The sequence below is a fragment of the Clostridium sp. BJN0001 genome (assembly GCF_022869825.1).
Taxonomy (GTDB): Bacteria; Bacillota; Clostridia; order Clostridiales; family Clostridiaceae; genus Clostridium.
This window is the reverse complement of record NZ_CP094971.1, coordinates 2,064,368-2,084,883: the sequence shown is the minus strand read 5'-3', so window position 1 is coordinate 2,084,883 and position 20,516 is coordinate 2,064,368. Positions and strand designations below refer to the sequence as shown.

The following is a 20,516-nucleotide window of genomic DNA, read 5'->3' as shown; positions in this document are numbered from 1 at the left end:
AGATTATATTAAAAAATGAAATGAGACTTGTTTAGTCTTATTTCATTTTTTTTATTATTTTATTTACATAAAATAACATCTCTGCACAAAATTCAAATGATTAAATATAATGTACTATAGAAATAATTATATTAAAATTTAGTATAAAAAAATATATATTGACAATAATTAAAGATGCATAGGGGGCGTCTTTAATGAGAAAAAAAGTTAGTTTATTCATTGTTATAATGCTATTTTTTATTAATATAAATCCTGTTTATGGTATAGAAAATAAGCAAAAATTTAATAGTATTGAGTCACAAATAAGTCAGAAAAGCATATTCTGTGAAAATGGATTAAGGCTCACATATAATACCAAAAGTACAAAAAATAAAGAAAAAGATAGGCTTATTGAATTTTTATTGAAAGATAAGTATGTGTGCATTAATGAAAGTTATGACGGCTATAAATTAAAAAAAACTAATCAAGATATTAATATTCATATTTGGACAGAAGATAAAATAACATTTGTTGAACTTAGCTTAAGAAATATTGATTCAACTATTTCAACTGAAAAGTTAATGGATATGTTTAAACAATTTGAAAATAAGGATATGATGAATAAACAATATTTTTTATATTATAAAGGAAATATAATAGATAATTTTATATTAAAAAAATTAGAGAAAAATCTTAACGATGTACAGATGGTAAGTATTAATTCAGGATATAGTGGCATTGGTTATTTAGAAAATCAAAGAATTAATTTTGCAGTTAATACTTATAATACGGGCACTTATATAATTATAGCTACACCGATAATATTCATATCATATTAGCATTTTAATTTGGAGGATAATATGGAAAAAATAATAGTAAAAAAAGCAAATAATTTAAAAGGTGAAGTAGATATAAGTTGTGCAAAAAATTCAATTCTGCCTATTATAGCTGCTACAGTTTTGAGCTCAGACGATATAATATTAGAAAATGTTCCTATGCTTGAAGATGTTCGTGTGATATTAAATGTATTAAAATCATTAAATTCGAATATAAAAGTTATTGAAGATTCCGGAAAAATAATAATTAATAATAAAAATATTAAAATTATAGAACCTGATGAAGTCCTTATAAGGAAGATGAGAGCGTCTTTTTTAATAATGGGTCCTATGCTTGCAAGATTTGGAAAATGTAGACTATCAATGCCTGGAGGATGCAATATTGGAAGTAGACCAATAGATCTTCATCTTAAAGGATTTAATCTTTTGGGTGCTAAGATAAATTCAGAACATGGTTTTATAGAAGTATCATGTAAAAAACTTAAAGGAAATAGAATTTATCTTGATTTTCCTTCAGTTGGAGCGACAGAAAACATTATGATGGCTTCTGCTTTATCAGAAGGCTTAACAGTTATAGAAAATGCTGCTAAAGAACCGGAAATAATAGATCTTGCTAATTTTCTAAATGAAATAGGTGCTGATATTAATACTTCTGAAATGGGAAAAATAATAATTAAAGGTGTTAATAATCTTCATGGAGCATCATATACTCCTATTTATGATAGGATTGAGGCTGGTACTTTTATGATAGCAGCTGGAATAACAAAAAGCAGAATAAAGATAAATGGCGTGTATGAAGAACATTTAAGACCATTAATTGAAAAATTAAAAGAATGTGGTTTTAAGTTTGAAAAATGTGGTGATAAATCAATATACGTTGATGGAAGAGGAGAACTTAAACCTGTAAATATAAAAACTATGCCATATCCTGGTTTTCCAACAGATATGCAGGCACAGATGATGGCAATGCTTTCTGTTGTAAAAGGAACCAGTATAGTAACAGAAACAGTATTTGAAAATAGGTTTATGCATATATCTGAGCTTCAGAGAATGGGAGCCAATATAAAAATAGATGGACGTTGTGCAATAATTGATGGAGTAAAAAAGCTTACTGGATGTGAAGTTCATGCAACTGATTTAAGAGCAGGAGCAGCTATGATATTATGTGGACTAATTGCAGAAGGTGAAACTGAGATAACTGATATTTATCATATAGACAGAGGATATGATAGAATTGAAGAAAAATTTAGAAAACTTGGTGCTGATATTATCAGAGTAAAAGATAAAAAATAGTCATATTAACATAATTATGTTTTTCTATCATATAAATATTTATATGATAGGAGGAAGAAGATGACTAATGGAGATTTTAATAACAAATATTTAATTAAGACTATTATAATAATTACAGGAATTATTATAATAGTCTTGACTTTAGGTTCTATATTTACGGTAAGCAAATATAAAATAAATATTTTTAATTTAGATGATAGTTCAGTTATACATGATTCAGAAGATATTACCTTTCCAAAGAATCAGAAAGTAAAACTTTATGATTCTAAAAATGGAAAAGTTTTAAATATTGATTTAGAAGAGTATGTAATGGGTGTGGTTTGTGCAGAAATGCCTGCAGAATTTAATGAGGAAGCTCTTAAAGCTCAAGCAGTTGCAGCAAGAACTTATTATATGTCTAAGAGAAAAACAAAATGTACGGTAGCTAAAAAATATGGAGGGGAAATATGTGCAACAGCCCACTGTCAAGCATATATGTCTAAGGAAGAAAGGATGTCTTTATGGAGTAAAAAAAAGGCAGATGAATATTGGGATAAGATAAAAGATGCAGTTTCTGAAACTGAAGGAGAAATTTTAACATATGATAATAAGCTTGTTGAATATCCAGAATATTTTGCTATAAGTCCAGGTAAAACTGAGGACTGTGCCGATGTTTTTTCTTTTAACGTTCCTTATTTAAAAAGTGAGGAGAGTAAAGGAGAAGAAATTGCACCTAAGTATTCATCAGAAAAATCTATAAGCATGGATGAATTTATAAATACAATTAAAAGTAAATATCCTTCATGCAATATAAACAGGAGTAATTTTAAAGATATAGTAAAAATATGTGATTTTACAGGATCTGGAGCTGTAAAAAATATGCTTATAGGAAATGAAAAAATAAAAGGCAGTAAATTTAGAAGTTTGTTTTCTCTTAATTCAACAGATTTTAAATTAGAATATACTTCTGATAAAGTTAATGTATATTGCACAGGATATGGGCATAATGTTGGAATGAGTCAGTGGGGAGCTAATGTTCTTGCTAAAAAAGGATATTCATATGAAGAAATTCTTAAACATTATTATAATGGAGTGGATATTGATAAAATAATTAAAAAGTAAATAGTATTTTTATTAACCTCTGTACACATAGTACGGAGGTATTTTTTGCGCTAATAAAAAAATTAGAAAAAAAGTTAAGGTTATGTATTATTTTTCAAAAAAAGGAAACAATAAAAAAAGGAGGTGTTAGTAAATATGGACACAAATTTAAAACAGAAATTGAAAGGTATTCTTAAAAAGGAAGGATTTTATATTGCATTGTTTGTTTGTCTATGTATGTTAGTAACAGCAGGGACTTTATCATACAAAAACATTATAGCAGACAGGAATGCAAATGAGGCTCAAGATTCAAATAATGAGATAGCATTTAAGGAAGATAGCTCTGAAGTAGAAAATATTCAGAACGCAGAAAGAGTTGATAACTCAAAAGATAATAAAGATGAAGAAAAAAATAAGAAAGCTGTTTCTGACGAAAAAACATCAAAACAGGTTTCATCAAATTCAGCTCAGAAGTTTATTCTTCCAGTAAGCGGTGTAGTAAGCAGAACATATTCATATCCAACTCCTATAAAAGTTGAAGACAATACATTTAGAAATATAAAGGGGGTAAACATTGAGTCAAAAATAGGAACAGATGTAAAGGCTGCTGCTGATGGAATTGTAGTATTAGCTGAGAACAGTGGAGTTGAACAAGGATATATTGTTGAATTAAAACATGCAAATGGTATAAAAACTATTTATGGAAATCTTGATCCAGATTTAAAAGTTAAGAAGGGGGATAACATTAAAGCAGGTCAGGTAATTGCTAAAGTTGGAGAAACTGCAAAAGTATTTAGTAAAGATAGATATGGTGAATTTTTAAATTTACAAGTATTAAACGCAAATAATGAGCAGGTTAATCCATCTAAATATTTTTCCTTAAAAACTAAATAATTTATTTAAGGGCTGCAACGGTGCAGTCCTTATGAAAGAAAAAAATAAAGACAAGGAGTGAAAATTTATGAAAGATTATATAGAACAGAGAGTTTTAGAGGTAGCTCAATATATAATTCAGTCAAAATCGACTATAAGAAAAACTGCAAAAGAGTTTGGAGTAAGTAAAAGTACAATACACAAGGATATGACAGAAAGGCTTCCAAAGCTTAATCCTGAAATAGCAAAAAAGACACATACAATACTAGAAATTAATAAAGCAGAGAGACATATAAGAGGTGGAAGAGCAACTCAAATGAAGTATAAAGCTATTGAATCTTAAGCTTAATAATACTATAATATATAAATGGTAGAATAGTGCAATAAAATGCAGAAATATGTATTATAGGAGTGAAGATTGATGGGCTTTTTGAGAGCAGGTACAGACATAGCAATTGATTTAGGCACTGCAACAGTATTAGTATATGTAAAAGGAAAGGGCGTATTATTAAAGGAACCTTCTGTTGTTGCAATTAATAAGAATAATAACAGTATTCTTGCAATAGGGGAAGAAGCTAGAAAAATGATAGGTAGAACTCCTGGAAATATAGTAGCTGTACGTCCACTTAAAGATGGTGTGATTTCAGATTATGATATAACACAGAAAATGTTAACAGAATTTATAAAAAGAGCATCTGGAAAAAGGAGAATAAGAGCACCTAGAATTGTTATATGTGTGCCATCTCAAGCTACTGAAGTTGAAAAAAGAGCTATTATTGATGCCGGTATGAACTCAGGAGCAAAAGAAGTACATCTTATAGAAGAGCCACTTGCAGCAGCAATAGGAGCCGGTCTTGAGATTACTAAACCAGATGGAACTATGGTTGTAGATATTGGTGGCGGAACATGTGACGTTGCGGTAATTTCGTTAGGCGGAGTTGTAGAAAGAAAATCAATTAAAGTTGCTGGAGATAAGTTTGATGAATCAATCATTAAATATATAAGATCTAATTTTAATCTTATGATTGGTGAAAAAACCGCAGAAGATTTAAAAATATCTATTGGTTCTGCTTTTAAAGATTCAAGAAATCTTACTTATACAATTAAAGGTCGTAATTTAATTACTGGACTTCCTGGAGAAGTTGAAATAACTACTGAACAGGTAAGACAGTCACTAGAAGAAACAGTTGAGAGTATTGCAGAAGCTGTAAAAATAGTTCTTGAAAAAACACCACCTGAACTTGCAGCAGATATTGCAGAAAAAGGAATACTTATGACTGGTGGAGGAGCTATGTTATATGGTCTTGATAAGCTAATATCGTATAGGACAGGCGTAGAGACACGTATAGCAGATGAACCAGTTGAATGTGTTGTAAAGGGAACAGGAAAGGTTCTTGATTATATAGATAAGCTAAATATAGAATCAAAAGAAATTGTTCTTATAGAAGACTAAATTTAGAATATAAATTATATAAATATAAAGACTTAGGTATTGTGCACTAAATATTTAGTGCACAATTTTTTTATAAAATTTATTAATCATGAAAAGAATCGTTATACATATCATATGCATTAAAAATTATTCGTGAAATAGATTTTGCCATATTCATTATAAAAGATTTACTTATGTTTTTGTTAAAAAATGAATCAGAATTATTACTTGAATCTACAATTCCAATAATTGATGATGTTCCGATTTTAGGAAGAGTTTTACCAACACCTCTTCCTGGATTTAAGGCACAATTTCGAATTTTTATAGTGCCAATATCTTTTTCATATCCAAGACATGCGTCTATTCCAATTAACTTTGAATTGCTAAATTTTTTATATATTTCAGATAATTCTCTATCTATATTTAATGCGTGAATTTGATGATTTAGATTTCCATACACTTGAAGAGGAAAACAATTTAAAGTAAGCAGTGTACCTACAATAGGACCAAGAGAATCTCCTATACATTTATTAGTTCCAATGCAGATTATTGCTGTATCTTTATCTAAATATCTCATTAGCTGTTTTGATAACATATACTCATTATTCAATATAAATCACCTCTAGAAAATATATGAAATTAAAGATATAAATAGTATAAAAAAATATTATATGGAAATATTAATTAATATAGATAATAATAAACATAAAAGGAGATTAATATGAAAAAAGTATGTTTGATAGGAATTTTTGTTTTTACTATAATATTAAATAGTTTAATTTTATTTTCAAATGATAGCATATATAGTGAGGCTAATAATAAAATAGATGAAGAAGAGTCTACTGAAGCAATGGCTACTAATCAGAATGAAAGTACAACACAAATAGATTTAAATTCAATAATTAATAATATGTGTCCAGAGGATAAGACTGAAGTTAAATCTGTAATATCAAAATTATCATCTGATGAACTATTTAAAATAGAAGATAATAATAGTAAGCTCGATAGTCAATCATTTTTAGATAATGTTAATATAATAAAGAAGCGCCTTGGAAGCAAAGACTATCAAAAAATAGAAAAAGTTTTAAAAAAATATATCAATTTTGATAATATAAATATATAAAGTGAATAAAGCAATAAAACAAAGAAAAACTGAGAAAATAAGCGAAATGTAGAGGTAATTTTAAATAATGGCTATAATATTAAGTTGAAAAAAAATTGATTTGACTATATACTAGTCTTTGTCGGTTGCGAGTTTAGAAAACTTTCAAGTGAACAGTATATGGAGGAATTCCCGAGTGGCCAAAGGGGGCAGACTGTAAATCTGTTACTTCGTGTTTCGATGGTTCGAATCCATCTTCCTCCACCATTTTAAGGGCGCATAGCTCAGCTGGGAGAGCATCTGCCTTACAAGCAGGGGGTCACAGGTTCGAACCCTGTTGTGCCCACCACTTAAAATAAAATATACTTGTGCTGGCATGGCTCAACGGTAGAGCAGCTGACTTGTAATCAGCAGGTTGTAGGTTCGATTCCTATTGCCAGCTCCACAAAAACTATTATGGAGGAATTCCCGAGTGGCCAAAGGGGGCAGACTGTAAATCTGTTACTTCGTGTTTCGATGGTTCGAATCCATCTTCCTCCACCATTTTAAGGGCGCATAGCTCAGCTGGGAGAGCATCTGCCTTACAAGCAGGGGGTCACAGGTTCGAACCCTGTTGTGCCCACCACTTAAAATAAAATATACTTGTGCTGGCATGGCTCAACGGTAGAGCAGCTGACTTGTAATCAGCAGGTTGTAGGTTCGATTCCTATTGCCAGCTCCACAAAACTATTAAGGAGGAGTTCCCGAGTGGCCAAAGGGGGCAGACTGTAAATCTGTTACTTCGTGTTTCGATGGTTCGAATCCATCTTCCTCCACCACTTAGACTGTCTAATATTTAGACAGTCTTTTTATTATTATTGGAATATATGAACTATTGACGATGAACAATTCATATGATAGAATTACATTTGAAAAAATTAATATATGCTCTTATCAAGAGAGGTGGAGGGAAAGGGCCCTGTGAAACCCGGCAACCTGTAATATATAAGGTGCAAATTCCGTAGAATACTAATAATCTACAAGATAAGAAAGAAAATTAGAAAAAAATTCTCTTCTTATCAGAAGAGTTTTTTTATTTACTGAAATACTTAAAAATTGATATAGAGTATGAAATGGAGGAGAAATATATGAAAAAGTTGTTTACTTCTGAATCAGTTACAGAAGGACATCCAGACAAAATGTGCGATCAGATTTCTGATGCAATACTTGATGCTATTCTTTCGGAAGATAAAATGGCAAGAGTTGCATGCGAAACATGTACAACAACAGGAATGGTAATGGTAATGGGAGAAATATCTACAAACTGTTATGTTGATATTCCTAAGGTAGTTAGAGAAACAATAAGAGAAATAGGCTATGATAGAGCTAAGTATGGTTTTGATTGTGATACATGCTCTGTTCTTACATCAATTGACGAACAGTCATCAGATATAGCTCAGGGAGTAGATGGAGCTCTTGAATCAAGAAGCGGAGATAAAGACGAGCTAGACAAAATAGGTGCTGGAGATCAGGGAATGATGTTTGGTTTTGCTACAAACGAAACAGATGATTATATGCCACTTCCTATTTCACTTGCACATAAACTTTCAAGAAGACTTACTGAAGTTAGAAAAAATGAAACTTTACCTTATTTAAGACCAGATGGTAAAACACAAGTTACTATTGAATATGAAGATAATAAGCCTAAGAGAGTTGATACAATAGTTATTTCTACTCAGCATAGTGAAAAAGTATCATTAGAGCAGATAGAAAAAGATATGAAACAGTATGTAATAAACGAAGTAGTTTCATCTGATCTTTTAGATGAAAATACAAAGTATTTTATAAACCCAACAGGCAGATTCGTTGTAGGAGGACCTCAAGGAGATTCTGGATTAACAGGAAGAAAGATAATTGTTGATACATATGGCGGATATGGAAGACACGGTGGTGGAGCTTTCTCAGGAAAAGATCCAACAAAGGTTGATAGATCTGCAGCATATGCAGCAAGATGGGTTGCTAAAAACCTTGTAGCAGCAGGAGTAGCTGATAAACTTGAAATTCAACTTGCTTATGCAATTGGAGTTGCTAGACCAGTATCAATTGAAGTTGAAACATTTGGAACTTCAAAGATTTCAGAAGATGAGATTGTTTCAATTGTTCAAAAAGTCTTTGATTTAAGACCAGGTGCAATAATAAGAGATCTTGATTTAAGAAGACCTATATATAAACAGGTTGCAGCTTATGGTCATTTTGGAAGAAATGACTTAGATCTTCCTTGGGAAAAACTTAATAAAGTTGATGAAATAAAGAAATATTTATAATTTTTTTAAGGCTTTCATGAATTGCTATTCATGAAGGCCTTTTTTGCGTATTTTAAGAAGTAATTGTGTTTTATGCTATAATATTTATAAGATTAAAGCTAAGAAAGGGAAATTATAATCATGGAGGTACTTGAAGGTTTAGTTGAAAGTATTATATATCAGAATGAAGATACAGGTTATACAGTGTGCAGAATAAGAAATGGAAATAAAATTATAAGTGCTGTTGGAATAGTGCCTCTTATAAAATCTGGGCAGAATGTTTCTTTGAAGGGATATTATACTATACATAAAAAGTTTGGAAAGCAGTTTAATATAAATGAATATGAAGAGATTTTACCTACATCTAAAGAAGCAGTTATTAATTATTTATCTACCGGTATAATTAGAGGAATAGGTCCTATAACTGCAAAAAAAATAGTTAATGTTTTTGGTGAAAAAACATTAGATATACTTGAAAATAGCATAGAAAGACTTAAAGAAATTGAAGGAATAGGTGAAAAAAAGTTTGATATAATATATCATTCATATATAGAAAAACAGGGACTTAGAGAGATTGTCTTATACTTTGGAAGTCATGGCGTAAATACTAATCAGTGTATGAAGATATATAAAAAATTTGGACCTAATGCAAAAGGAATAGTTAATAGAAATCCTTATATTTTATCAGATGAAATATCAGGGATTGGATTTAAAACAGCAGACAGAATTGCAATGAGTATAGGAATTAAAAATGATTCATCGTTTAGAATTCAAAGTGGAATAAAATACATTTTAAATAGATTTTGTAATTCTGGAAATACATATATGCCACTAAATGAACTTATAGATGAATGTTCAGATAGTTTAGAAGTTAAGAAAGAAGATATCTTAGAAAATATATATGATATGGCTGGTAAAAAGAAAATAATAGTTGAAAAAAAAGGTGAAGAGGAGAGAGTTCTTCTATTAACTTACTATTATTGCGAACTCGGTATAACAAGCAAGATAATTAATCTTTATATGCAAAACTATCAAACTATAAATTCTGATATTGATTTTGATATAGAAAATTTTGAAAAAATAAACGAAATAAATTTTTCAAATTCTCAAAAAGAAGCTATAAAAGGTGCTTTTGCAAATGGAATTGAAATAATTACAGGTGGACCTGGAACAGGAAAAACCACTATAATAAAATGTATAATAGATATATATGAACAAAATGGAATGAAAGTTCTTTTATGTGCACCTACAGGGAGAGCAGCAAAAAGAATGACAGAGTCAACAGGAAGAGAAGCTAGAACTATACATAGGCTCCTTGAAATGAATGTTTCAGAATCTGATGGAAAAACTGTATTTGATAAAGATGAATCATCACCTATTGAAACAGATGTTATAGTAATAGATGAAGCATCAATGATAGATGTAATTTTAATGCATAATCTTTTAAAGGCTGTTAAACTTGGAACAAGAATAATAATAGCAGGAGATTCTGATCAGCTTCCATCAGTAGGCCCTGGAAATGTTCTAAAAGATCTAATTGAAAGCGAGTCAATAAAAGTTGTATGCTTAAAAGAGATATTTAGGCAGGCTAAAGAAAGTCTTATTGTAGTAAATGCACATAGAATAAATGAAGGAATTATGCCTATTTTAAATAAAAAAGATAAAGATTTTTTCTTTATAAGACATGAAAATCCTGAAAAAATATTAAGTACAGTTATTGATCTTATAGGGAAAAGACTCCCTAATTTCAACAAAACATGGGATAGAGTGTGGGATATACAGGTTTTATCACCTATGAAAAAAGGCACTCTTGGTGTAATAAATCTTAATTCAAAACTTCAAGAAGTATTTAATCCAAAATCACAATCTAAAAAAGAAATAAAGAATAAGGATGTTACATTTAGAGAAGGGGATAAAGTTATGCAGATTAAAAACAATTATTCTCTTCCGTGGAGTAATGTTAATTCCTCTTTGGAACATGGAAGTGGTATATTTAATGGAGAACTTGGAATGATTACAAAGATAAATAATGAAAATGAAAAATTAACTGTAATATTTGATGATGATAAAAAAGTTAATTATGATTTTTCAAATCTTGATGATCTTGATTTATCATATGCAGCGACAATTCATAAGAGCCAAGGAAGCGAATTTAAAGTAATAGTAATTCCTATTTTTATGGGATCACCATTTTTAATGAATAGAAATTTATTATACACGGGTATAACAAGGGCAAAGCAACTTGTTGTAATAGTTGGAATGCAAAAAGCATTAGAATTTATGATAAAAAATACAGAGAGCACAAAAAGATATACTTCTCTTAAAGATAGAATAAAAGATATAATAAATAAAACAGAGTAATATTTTAAGGAGTAAATAGATTAGATATGTCAGAAAACAGAAAAATAAATTTTAAAAATATAGAGTATGCTATTAATAAAATAAACAAGTGGTACAAAAAAGATATTAAATTTTTGAACATAATTACAATACCATTTAATACTCCATGTGTTTTCGTTGATATAGTATTACAATTTATTAAAAGAAATGAAAAAGTATTGTATGTTTGGAAGAATAAATTTGAAAATAGAGATCTTATAAATGGTATTAAAGAGTATTATGGCTTAAGAGATGTTTTAAAAGAAGATAATATTGAGTTTACAGATTATGACAACATTGATTTAACTAAAAAATATGATCTTATTATATTTGATGATGTTACTTGTTTTTCTACAATAAATACTATGAGTATTATAGATAGAATTGAAAAAGTTATGAACATATCAAAAAGAATTATTGTGTATTCTGTTCAAAAGATGCCAATTTCTGGGGATAAAATTGATATGGCAGCTTATGATTATGAAAAACCGTTTATAGAACCAAGATTTTTAGAAACAAGGGTAAATTTAAATGATGATATTCCATACAAATTATATGATTATATAAAATGGTTTTCTTGTAATGGACATAATGTAATAATATGTGTACCAGATTCAAAAAAACTTCAGAATATTTATTCTTATTTTGAAGAAAAGTTAAAGCTTGAAAATTCTAGAAATATAAAGATAGATTCTAATACTAAAATTAAATCTGTTAAAAGAGTATTAAACTTTAAAGATAAGTCAATATTTATTATGACAGATAAAATAGAAAAACTTGAAATGTTAAATAATATTAGTGATATTGTAGTTTTATTTTCTGATGATGATAGATATAATTTTAAGAAACTTCTTTTTATCTGTGGATACGCAAGAAAGGTTTCTGATGATGTCCCTGAAATATTATTTGTTTCAAATACAGTTTCAGAGTCTATGGAGAAGGCTAAGAATATGGCTCTTAACTTCAATAAAAAAGTATGGGAAAAAGAATTAATATCATTAAGAAGAAAATAAACTATATTTTTGATTCTCTTATTAATATAATATATCCTATAGAAAATCACTGTATTTTATGTGAAAAACCTGGTTGTTATGGTATATGTGATAATTGTTTAGGAAAAATCAAAAAAGTAGAGGTAAAAGAGGATGATATTATTATAAGTTTTGGATATTACGGACATTCTCTTAAGAAGTTAATTTTGAATTTTAAGTATAAAAAGGATTATACAGCAGGATATATATTATCTGAATTTTTATCAGATTTTATAAAAGAAAATATAAAATCATATGAAGAATATGTTTTAACATATATTCCAATGACTAAAAGTGATGAAAGAGAAAGAGGTTTTAATCAGTGCAGAATTTTGTGTGACTTTATATCAAAAAAAATTGATATAAAGTATGAATCTCTTCTTATAAAAATAAGAGAAACTGGAAAGCAGAAGACTCTTAATAAAAATCAGAGAAAAATAAATATAAAAGATGCATTTATTTTATCGAAAGGAATTAATATAAATAATAAAAAAATAATTCTTATAGATGATGTAGTAACAACGGGTTCAACGTTAAAAGAAGCCTATAGTGTTTTAAAAAATGCAGGTGCAATTGATATAAAGTTATGTACAGTTGCAAGAAGTAATTTATAAAATAAAGGACATAAGGTATTGACGATTTTAAAAAGTCATATATAATATAAATGTACATAATCAGGTCTGTGGTTGAAAGTCGATGCCAGTCGCAGGCAAAACGATCCACGTAATCTAAACAAAATGTTTAAAGAGCATGGTGCGGTATAGAAGTAAGTCCTGCCAGTGCATTATAAGCGCTGAGATGGTTAGTAGTGAGGAATTAAATTTTATTAGCAAAAGCTGCAGCAGGCGAGTGTGGGGGCAAAAATCAGGTCAGCTGATTATGTATATTTTATAAAAAAAGATGTAATATTTTTAAGAAAAATGTAAACGAATAAATAATTGTTTGAATTTACTGAATATTAGCTTGTATATATTGTAAAAGGGTGATAGAATATAGGTGATAAATAAATATTATGTATACGATATATAATATTTAATATGAGAGGGGCTGGCATTTATGCAGATAAAAGTAATAGCAAAGAACATTGAATTAACTGAGGCTTTAAAAGACATGGTTCAGAAGAAAATTAAAAAACTTGAAAAGTACTTTGAATCAGATGTTGAAGCAAAAGCTACATTGAGTGTTCAGAAAAATAGCCAGATTGTTGAGGTTACAATTCCTTTTAATGGTGTAATTTTGAGAAGTGAAGAATCAACTTCGGATATGTATAAATCAATAGATTTGGTCGAAAACAAATTAGAAGGGCAGATAAGAAAACAAAAAACAAGGTTAGCAAGAAGAAATAATGGTTCACTTAAATTTGCTCAAATCGAAAGCATGGATTTAAAAGATGCTGATGATGGAAAACTTGTTAAAGTTAAGAAATTTGGAGTGAAACCAATGGATACAGAAGAAGCAATTCTTCAAATGGATTTACTTGGACATAATTTCTTTGTTTTTCAAGATGCAGATACAAATAAAGTAAATGTATTATATAAAAGAAAAGATGGAGATTATGGTTTGTTAGAACCAGAATATAAATAATAAAAAAATCCTGCTTATGCAGGATTTTTTTAAGCATATTTTTATTAAAAAATAATTAAACTTTAATGGTGTTATTGAATTATATGTGTATAAAATGATATAATCATAGAATATGCAGATAAATTATTAAAGTTTTGAAAGGATGACATTATGGGATTACTAAATGCCTTATTTAAATCATATAGTGAAAGAGAAGTAAATAGGTTAAAACCAATAATAGCAAAGATAAATGGTTTTGAAGATTCAATAAAGAAATTATCAGATACTGAATTAAGCGGAAAAACTGATGAATTTAAGGAAAGACTTGAAAAAGGAGAAACTTTAGATGATATTCTTCCAGAAGCATTTGCAGTAGTAAGAGAAGCTTCAGTAAGAGTACTTGGATTAAGAGATTATGATGAGCAGCTTATGGGAGGTATTATACTTCATCAAGGAAGAATTTCAGAAATGAAAACTGGTGAAGGAAAAACATTAGTTGCAACACTTCCTGCATATTTAAATGGATTATCAGGAAAAGGAGTTCATGTAGTAACAGTTAATGATTACCTTGCTAAAAGAGATGCAGAGCAGATGGGTGAACTCTATGGATTCTTAGGATTAAAAACAGGTGTAATTGTTCATGAACTTACAAATGAGCAGAGAAGAGAAGCATATGGAAGCGACATAACATATGGAACAAATAATGAATTCGGATTTGATTATTTAAGAGATAACATGGTTATCTATAAAGAAGAAAGAGTTCAAAGACCTCTTAATTTTGCAATTGTTGATGAGGTTGACTCAATTTTAATAGATGAAGCAAGAACTCCTCTTATTATTTCAGGTCAGGGAGATAAATCAACTGATTTTTATAAGATAGCAGATCTTTTTGCAAGAAAGTTAGAAGCAGAAAAAGATTATACAATAGATGAAAAAGCTAAGGCAGTTATGCTTACAGATGAAGGTGTTAGTAAGGCAGAAAAAACATTTAATGTTAAAAACTTTGCGGATGCAGAGAATATTGAACTTCAGCATTACATAACTCAAGCGTTAAAAGCAAATTTCCAGATGAAACGTGATAAAGATTATATGGTAAAAGATGGCCAGGTAATGATAGTTGATGAATTCACTGGAAGACTTATGGAAGGAAGAAGATATTCAGATGGTCTTCATCAAGCTATAGAAGCTAAAGAAGGAGTTAAGATAGCAAGAGAATCTAAGACACTTGCTACAATAACATTCCAGAATTATTTCAGAATGTATAACAAGCTTTCAGGTATGACAGGTACAGCACTTACAGAAGAAAATGAGTTTAGAGAAATTTATGGACTTGATGTAATAGTTATTCCAACTCATAAACCTGTAATAAGAAAAGATAACCCAGATCTTGTATATAGTACTGAAAAAGGAAAGTTTAATGCAGTAGCTGATGAAATAGAAAGAACTAATAAAACAGGTCAGCCGGTACTTGTTGGTACAGTAAGTATTGAAAGATCAGAAATTTTATCAAACCTTCTAAATAAGAGGGGAATAAGCCACCAAGTATTAAATGCAAAATTCCATGAAAAAGAAGCCGAAATTATAAGTCATGCTGGAGAAAAGGGCATGGTTACAATTGCTACTAATATGGCTGGAAGAGGTACAGATATAAAACTTGGAGAAGGCGTAATAGAACTAGGCGGATTAAAGATAATTGGTACAGAAAGACATGAATCAAGAAGAATAGATAATCAGCTTAGAGGACGTTCAGGAAGACAAGGAGATCCAGGAGAATCAACATTTTATATTTCTTTAGAAGATGATCTTATGAGAATATTTGGATCAGAAAAGATACAAAGTATTGTTGGAAAATTAGGACTTAGTGAAGATGAAGCAATTGAAAGTAAAATGGTTTCAAAGGCAATAGAAAATGCTCAGAAGAAAGTAGAAGGAAATAACTTTGACATAAGAAAGACTCTTCTTGGATATGATGATGTAATGAATATGCAAAGAGAAGTAATATATAAGCAAAGATCAGAAGTACTTGAAGGCGAAGATGTTAAAGATGAAATCCTTGGAATGCTTAAAGATGTAATTAAAGATGCAGTAAACTATGAAATTACAGGACAGAGTGAAGATTACAGAGAAGAATTTTTAAAGCTTATGGTTGCACTTCAGGATATATGTGTAGATCCTGGAAAAATAAATCTTTCAGAGCTTGAAAATCTTTCAAATGATGATATTGCAGAAAAAATTTATGAAATAGCTGCAAAAGATTATGAAGAAAAAGAAAAAGAATTTACTCCTGAAAGATTAAGAGAAATCGAAAGAGTTGTTCTTTTAAGATCAGTAGATACTAAGTGGATGGATCATATAGATAATATGGAACATTTAAAACAAGGAATAGGATTAAGAGCATTTAATCAGATTGACCCTACTCAGGCATACCAACAAGAAGGTAGCGAAATGTTCGATGATATGATTAAATCTATAAAAGAAGAAACAATAAAGCTTTTATTCCATGTAAGAATTGAAAAGGCACCAGAAAGAGAAAGAATGGCAAAGGAAACTTCAGCAGTTCATAATGAAAGTCCTTCTGAATCTCAGAATGGACCTAGTAAATCACTTAAACAGCCAGCAGTAAACCCATATAAGAGTATAGGAAGAAATGACCCATGTCCATGTGGAAGTGGCAAAAAGTTTAAAAACTGTTGTGGAAGAGGCAAATTTTAAAAAGTAAATTACTAGGGGACAAATAATTGTTATGGAGCTAAAAGAATCTTGTTTGGTTTTTTAAGTAAAAAACATTGAATTTGTCCTCTTTATTATCTTAAAAAATAGAAAGAGGTGTATGTCAAATGATTATTGAACTCGAAAGAGCGATTATAAAATTACCTGACATTAAAAAATCTATTGAAGAAATGAGTGTTTCACTTTGACAAGGATAGAATAGAGAAAAGAATTCAGGAACTTGATTATCTTATGCAAGAAGATGGTTTTTGGGATGATATAAAACATGCAGAAGATGTTACAAAAGAAAGTAAAATGCTTAAAGAAAAAATAGATGAATTTCAAAAGTTTACTTCTAAAATTGAAGATATTGAAGTATTAAAAGAGATTATGGATGAAAATGATAAAGAATCTGCTGATGAAATAATAGATTCTGTAAAGTTTCTTGAAAATGAGATAAAGAAATATAAAGTAAGAATGCTTTTATCAGGAGAATATGATCTTAATAATGCAATAGTAACACTTCATGTAGGAGTTGGAGGAACAGATGCAAACGACTGGACTGAAATGCTTATGAGAATGTATACAAGATGGTCAGAAAGTCATGGATATAAGGTAGAAATTCTCGATCTTCTAAATGGAGATGAAGCAGGTATAAAGAGTGTAACATTAAAAGTAATAGGAAAATATGCTTATGGATATTTAAAAGCTGAAAAAGGAATACACAGGCTTGTAAGAATATCACCATATAATGCAAATGGAAAACGCCAAACATCTTTTGCATCTATGGAAGTTATTCCTGAACTTACAAAAGAGCAGGATATAGTTATAAAACCACAGGATATAAAAATAGATACCTATAGAGCAAGTGGAGCCGGTGGACAGCATATTAATAAGACAGATTCGGCTGTAAGAATTACGCATTTAAAAACAGGAATAGTAGTTCAATGTCAAAATGAAAGAAGTCAATTTTCTAATAAAGATACTGCGATGGAAATGTTAAAATCAAAACTTGTTGAACTTAAGGAAAGAGCACATAAGGAAAAAATTGAAGATTTAACTGGAGAGCTTAAAGATATGGGTTGGGGAAGTCAGATAAGATCATACGTTTTTCATCCATATAGTATGGTTAAAGATCATAGAACGAATATAGAAACTTCAAATATAAATGCTGTAATGGACGGCGATTTAGATGAATTTATTATAGGATTTTTGAAGATGAACTCATAAAAAAAGGGGGGACGCACTTATATGCGAAACCCCTTTAACTGATTTTATAAAACATATCTATAAATGAAAAAATTGTTGAACCTATAGTGCAAACATATAGGAATATATTTAATCCTGGTTTGACGATGGCTTGTATACATCCGATTAATAATGAAATGAATATTGTTATTCCGATAAGTTTTAAAAAACCAGATTTAGCAGATAGGACAGCACCTATTGAAAGTAATATAATCATGACTAAAAGTAAAAAAATGCAAATACTTCTTATTTTATTTGAGAAAGATACCACTTTAAACTCATTAAGAAGTATTACTAAAAAGAAAAAAAGGAAAAAAAATGAACTAAATTTTAGTAATTTTTTTAGCAAATGTGATGCCTCCTATCTGTATATATTTAACAATTATTATTATATATGTAAAATGGACCAAAATCAAGAGGGAAAAATTATATTTTTAAGATTATATTAATATTAGAAGATTATAATAAGTAATATAATATGTATTATATAGACTATAATACAAAGCTTTTATTTTGGAGGTTAAAATGAATATATTAGTTGCAGAAGATGAAATAGATATAAGAAGTCTTATTTCTCTACACATAAAAAAAGAAGGACATAATATATTTGAGGCAGAAAATGGAGAAGAAGCTTTTGAAATTTTCAAAAAAGAAAAAATTGATCTAGCAGTAATTGACATAATGATGCCTAAAATGAACGGGATAGAACTTATGCAGAAGATAAGAGATGAATCAACTGTTCCTATAATTTTTCTTACTGCAATGGGAAAAGATTCAGATAAAGTTCTTGGACTTGGACTTGGAGCAGATGATTATATTGTAAAACCTGCAAGCCCTGTGGAAATTTGTGCACGTGTAAATTCTGTACTTAGACGATGTTATAAATATACTGCACAAAAGAATACTATATATAAAACTGGAGAATTAAAATTATATATTGATACATTTGAACTATATAAAGGAGATAAAAAAATAGATTTAAATCCTAAGGAGTTTAAAATATTAAATTTATTTATGGCCAATTTAGGAAAAGTATATACAAAAAAGCAGATATATGAAGAAGTATGGGAAGATATGTATATGGGAGATTCTAATAATATAATGGTTCATTTAAGCCATATAAGGGATAAAATTGAAGACAATCCTAAAAATCCTGTTTATATAAAAACAATTAGAGGTATTGGATACAAGATGGAGAGGATTTAATAGATGTTTAAGTTAAATAGAAGAAGAAGTCTTTCATCTGAACTTTTCTGTACATATACTGTGGCATATACTATTTTTACATTTCTTCTTATACTTCTTATACTAACATCTATGATTTTATATGGTTTTTTATGTGGTCATAATATATATAATGATTCATTTAAAAAAATAGATAATAAGCTTCAGGAAAATTATACTCTTGTAAGCGATAATGAACTTTATGATATAAGTGGATTTATAGTAAAAATTGATAAAGATAATACCATATCATATAGTAAAGGAAAAGTGATTGATGAATTTAAAGACAAAAAAATAAGTTTAAATTCATATATGAGTCTTTTTGGGATAAGGGAAAATAATGAAGTAGATGTAAATAATGATTTTTTAGCATTTTCTCTTATAAAAGATTTTAATAATGCCATAGCAAATACAAAAATAAATGGTAAATATTGTTTTTACACAAAATATATTAAAGAAGAATCATCTTTATTAGTTTTTGGATGCCCTTATTATGAAGCAAAAAAGCCTAATATAGTAACTAATATTGTTTCTAATGAAATTATTTTTAAAGCAATTATATTAATTGATATAATGATATTTTTTACTTTTGCATATTTTTTCTCAAAAATTAGTGCAAAAACTTTTGTTCATCCAATTAATAGTCTTTTGATGGGAGTAAAGCAGATTGCAGAAGGAAATTATGATATAAGGATAAGCAGTGATAAAAAAAATGAATTTAAAGATTTAGCTAATGGATTTAATAAAATGGCAGAAACTATATCAAAAGAAAAGGTTGAAAAAGAAAAATTGCAGAAGATGAGAGAAATGTTAATATTAGATGTTTCACATGATTTAAAAAATCCGCTTTCTTCAGTTCTTGGATATAGTGAAACTCTTTTAAATTCTGAAACTTTATCTTATGAAGAAAGAGAAAAATATCTAACAATAATATATAATAATTCAAAGAGGGCAAATAAACTTTTAAATGATTTATTTGAATATTCACTTTATGAAAACTGCGATACTAAATTTGAATTTAAAAGTATGGATATATGTGAACTTTTAAGACAGATTATTGCATCAAGAGTTGATGAATTTGAAGAAAAAAAATTCAATTATAAATTTGATATAGATGAAAAGCCTTGTTATGTTCTTTTAAATGATTTAAAATTTACAAGGGCAGTTAATAATATAATTGATAATAAAATAAAGTATAATAGAGTGGGTGCAGAAATAAACATAAATACTGTGAGAAAATTTAAAAGTATTTATATATATATTTCTGATGATGGTGATAAAATACCAGATGAATTAAAGGATAAAATATTTAATGCATTTGTTCGACTTGATAAATCTAGGAATTCAAACACAGGGGGAACTGGTCTTGGTCTTTCTATTACTAAGAATATAATTAAAAAACATGGTGGAACTGTAAAAATAGAAAGTAGTAATAAAGGCACTGTATTTAAAATTGAAATGCCGATAGAATGCAGGAAAGGATAG

The 20,516-nt window shown here is 28.8% G+C and carries 17 protein-coding genes, 7 tRNA genes and 1 riboswitch; of the genes, 23 read left to right on the top strand and 1 reads right to left on the bottom strand.

Annotated elements, in window-relative coordinates:
- Positions 1–194: 194 nt before the first annotated feature.
- The 6 genes from MTX53_RS10180 (at position 195) to mreB (ending at position 5,514) form a co-directional block, all read left to right on the top strand.
- Positions 195–818 (top strand): hypothetical protein, encoded by a 624-nt coding sequence (locus MTX53_RS10180; protein WP_244833685.1) that lies wholly within the window; start codon positions 195–197, stop codon positions 816–818.
- 21 nt (positions 819–839) lie between these two features.
- Positions 840–2,108, top strand: a complete 1,269-nt coding sequence (murA, locus tag MTX53_RS10175; RefSeq protein ID WP_244833684.1) for a UDP-N-acetylglucosamine 1-carboxyvinyltransferase — start codon at positions 840–842, stop codon at positions 2,106–2,108.
- Positions 2,109–2,168: 60 nt separating this feature from the next.
- The gene (gene spoIID, locus MTX53_RS10170; protein ID WP_244833683.1) at positions 2,169–3,209 is read left to right on the top strand and encodes a stage II sporulation protein D; all 1,041 of its coding nucleotides are present in this window, start codon (positions 2,169–2,171) and stop codon (positions 3,207–3,209) included.
- 135 nt (positions 3,210–3,344) lie between these two features.
- Positions 3,345–4,082, top strand: coding sequence for a M23 family metallopeptidase (locus tag MTX53_RS10165; RefSeq protein WP_244833682.1), 738 nt, complete (start codon positions 3,345–3,347; stop codon positions 4,080–4,082).
- A 67-nt stretch (positions 4,083–4,149) separates the two neighbouring features.
- Positions 4,150–4,404, top strand: coding sequence for a sporulation transcriptional regulator SpoIIID (spoIIID, locus tag MTX53_RS10160; protein WP_244833681.1), 255 nt, complete (start codon positions 4,150–4,152; stop codon positions 4,402–4,404).
- A 78-nt stretch (positions 4,405–4,482) separates the two neighbouring features.
- Positions 4,483–5,514 (top strand): rod shape-determining protein MreB, encoded by a 1,032-nt coding sequence (mreB, locus tag MTX53_RS10155; protein WP_244833680.1) that lies wholly within the window; start codon positions 4,483–4,485, stop codon positions 5,512–5,514.
- An 82-nt stretch (positions 5,515–5,596) separates the two neighbouring features.
- On the opposite strand, the gene yyaC is transcribed toward mreB, so the two are convergent.
- Complete coding sequence (yyaC, locus tag MTX53_RS10150; RefSeq protein ID WP_244833679.1) at positions 5,597–6,103, bottom strand: spore protease YyaC; 507 nt, start codon at positions 6,101–6,103, stop codon at positions 5,597–5,599.
- Positions 6,104–6,214: 111 nt separating this feature from the next.
- On the opposite strand from yyaC, the gene MTX53_RS10145 reads away from it, so the two are divergent.
- From MTX53_RS10145 to MTX53_RS10065, 17 genes are all read left to right on the top strand, one after another.
- Positions 6,215–6,616 (top strand): hypothetical protein, encoded by a 402-nt coding sequence (locus MTX53_RS10145; protein ID WP_244833678.1) that lies wholly within the window; start codon positions 6,215–6,217, stop codon positions 6,614–6,616.
- A gap of 161 nt (positions 6,617–6,777) precedes the next feature.
- Positions 6,778–6,862: transfer RNA gene (locus tag MTX53_RS10140), tRNA-Tyr, on the top strand.
- 6 nt (positions 6,863–6,868) lie between these two features.
- Positions 6,869–6,944 (top strand) — tRNA-Val (locus MTX53_RS10135).
- 21 nt (positions 6,945–6,965) lie between these two features.
- Positions 6,966–7,040 (top strand) — tRNA-Thr (locus MTX53_RS10130).
- 13 nt (positions 7,041–7,053) lie between these two features.
- Positions 7,054–7,138: transfer RNA gene (locus tag MTX53_RS10125), tRNA-Tyr, on the top strand.
- A gap of 6 nt (positions 7,139–7,144) precedes the next feature.
- Positions 7,145–7,220 (top strand) — tRNA-Val (locus MTX53_RS10120).
- A 21-nt stretch (positions 7,221–7,241) separates the two neighbouring features.
- Positions 7,242–7,316: transfer RNA gene (locus tag MTX53_RS10115), tRNA-Thr, on the top strand.
- Between the two features lie 12 nt (positions 7,317–7,328).
- A tRNA-Tyr gene (locus MTX53_RS10110) sits at positions 7,329–7,413 on the top strand.
- 109 nt (positions 7,414–7,522) lie between these two features.
- Positions 7,523–7,625, top strand: a riboswitch (SAM riboswitch).
- Positions 7,626–7,722: 97 nt separating this feature from the next.
- Positions 7,723–8,898 carry a methionine adenosyltransferase gene (gene metK, locus MTX53_RS10105; protein WP_244833677.1) on the top strand — a complete coding sequence of 392 codons (1,176 nt, stop codon included), beginning with the start codon at positions 7,723–7,725 and terminating at the stop codon, positions 8,896–8,898.
- A 120-nt stretch (positions 8,899–9,018) separates the two neighbouring features.
- Complete coding sequence (locus MTX53_RS10100; protein ID WP_244833676.1) at positions 9,019–11,238, top strand: ATP-dependent RecD-like DNA helicase; 2,220 nt, start codon at positions 9,019–9,021, stop codon at positions 11,236–11,238.
- 26 nt (positions 11,239–11,264) lie between these two features.
- Positions 11,265–12,269 (top strand): hypothetical protein, encoded by a 1,005-nt coding sequence (locus tag MTX53_RS10095; protein ID WP_244833675.1) that lies wholly within the window; start codon positions 11,265–11,267, stop codon positions 12,267–12,269.
- Positions 12,233–12,901 (top strand): phosphoribosyltransferase family protein, encoded by a 669-nt coding sequence (locus MTX53_RS10090; protein WP_244833674.1) that lies wholly within the window; start codon positions 12,233–12,235, stop codon positions 12,899–12,901. Before MTX53_RS10095 ends, MTX53_RS10090 begins: the two co-directional genes overlap by 37 nt.
- Before the next feature lie 442 nt (positions 12,902–13,343).
- Entirely contained in the window at positions 13,344–13,871 is a 528-nt protein-coding gene (gene raiA, locus MTX53_RS10085; protein WP_244833673.1) for a ribosome-associated translation inhibitor RaiA, read from the top strand.
- A gap of 150 nt (positions 13,872–14,021) precedes the next feature.
- Positions 14,022–16,562 (top strand): preprotein translocase subunit SecA, encoded by a 2,541-nt coding sequence (secA, locus tag MTX53_RS10080; RefSeq protein ID WP_244833672.1) that lies wholly within the window; start codon positions 14,022–14,024, stop codon positions 16,560–16,562.
- A gap of 125 nt (positions 16,563–16,687) precedes the next feature.
- Positions 16,688–17,789 (top strand): peptide chain release factor 2 gene (prfB, locus tag MTX53_RS10075; protein WP_244833671.1). Its coding sequence is split into 2 segments (ribosomal slippage): positions 16,688–16,765 and positions 16,767–17,789, totalling 1,101 coding nucleotides; the frame shifts between segments, so codons are not numbered across the junction.
- A gap of 543 nt (positions 17,790–18,332) precedes the next feature.
- Positions 18,333–19,013 (top strand): response regulator transcription factor, encoded by a 681-nt coding sequence (locus MTX53_RS10070; protein WP_244833670.1) that lies wholly within the window; start codon positions 18,333–18,335, stop codon positions 19,011–19,013.
- Positions 19,014–19,016: 3 nt separating this feature from the next.
- Positions 19,017–20,516, top strand: a complete 1,500-nt coding sequence (locus tag MTX53_RS10065; RefSeq protein WP_244833669.1) for a HAMP domain-containing sensor histidine kinase — start codon at positions 19,017–19,019, stop codon at positions 20,514–20,516.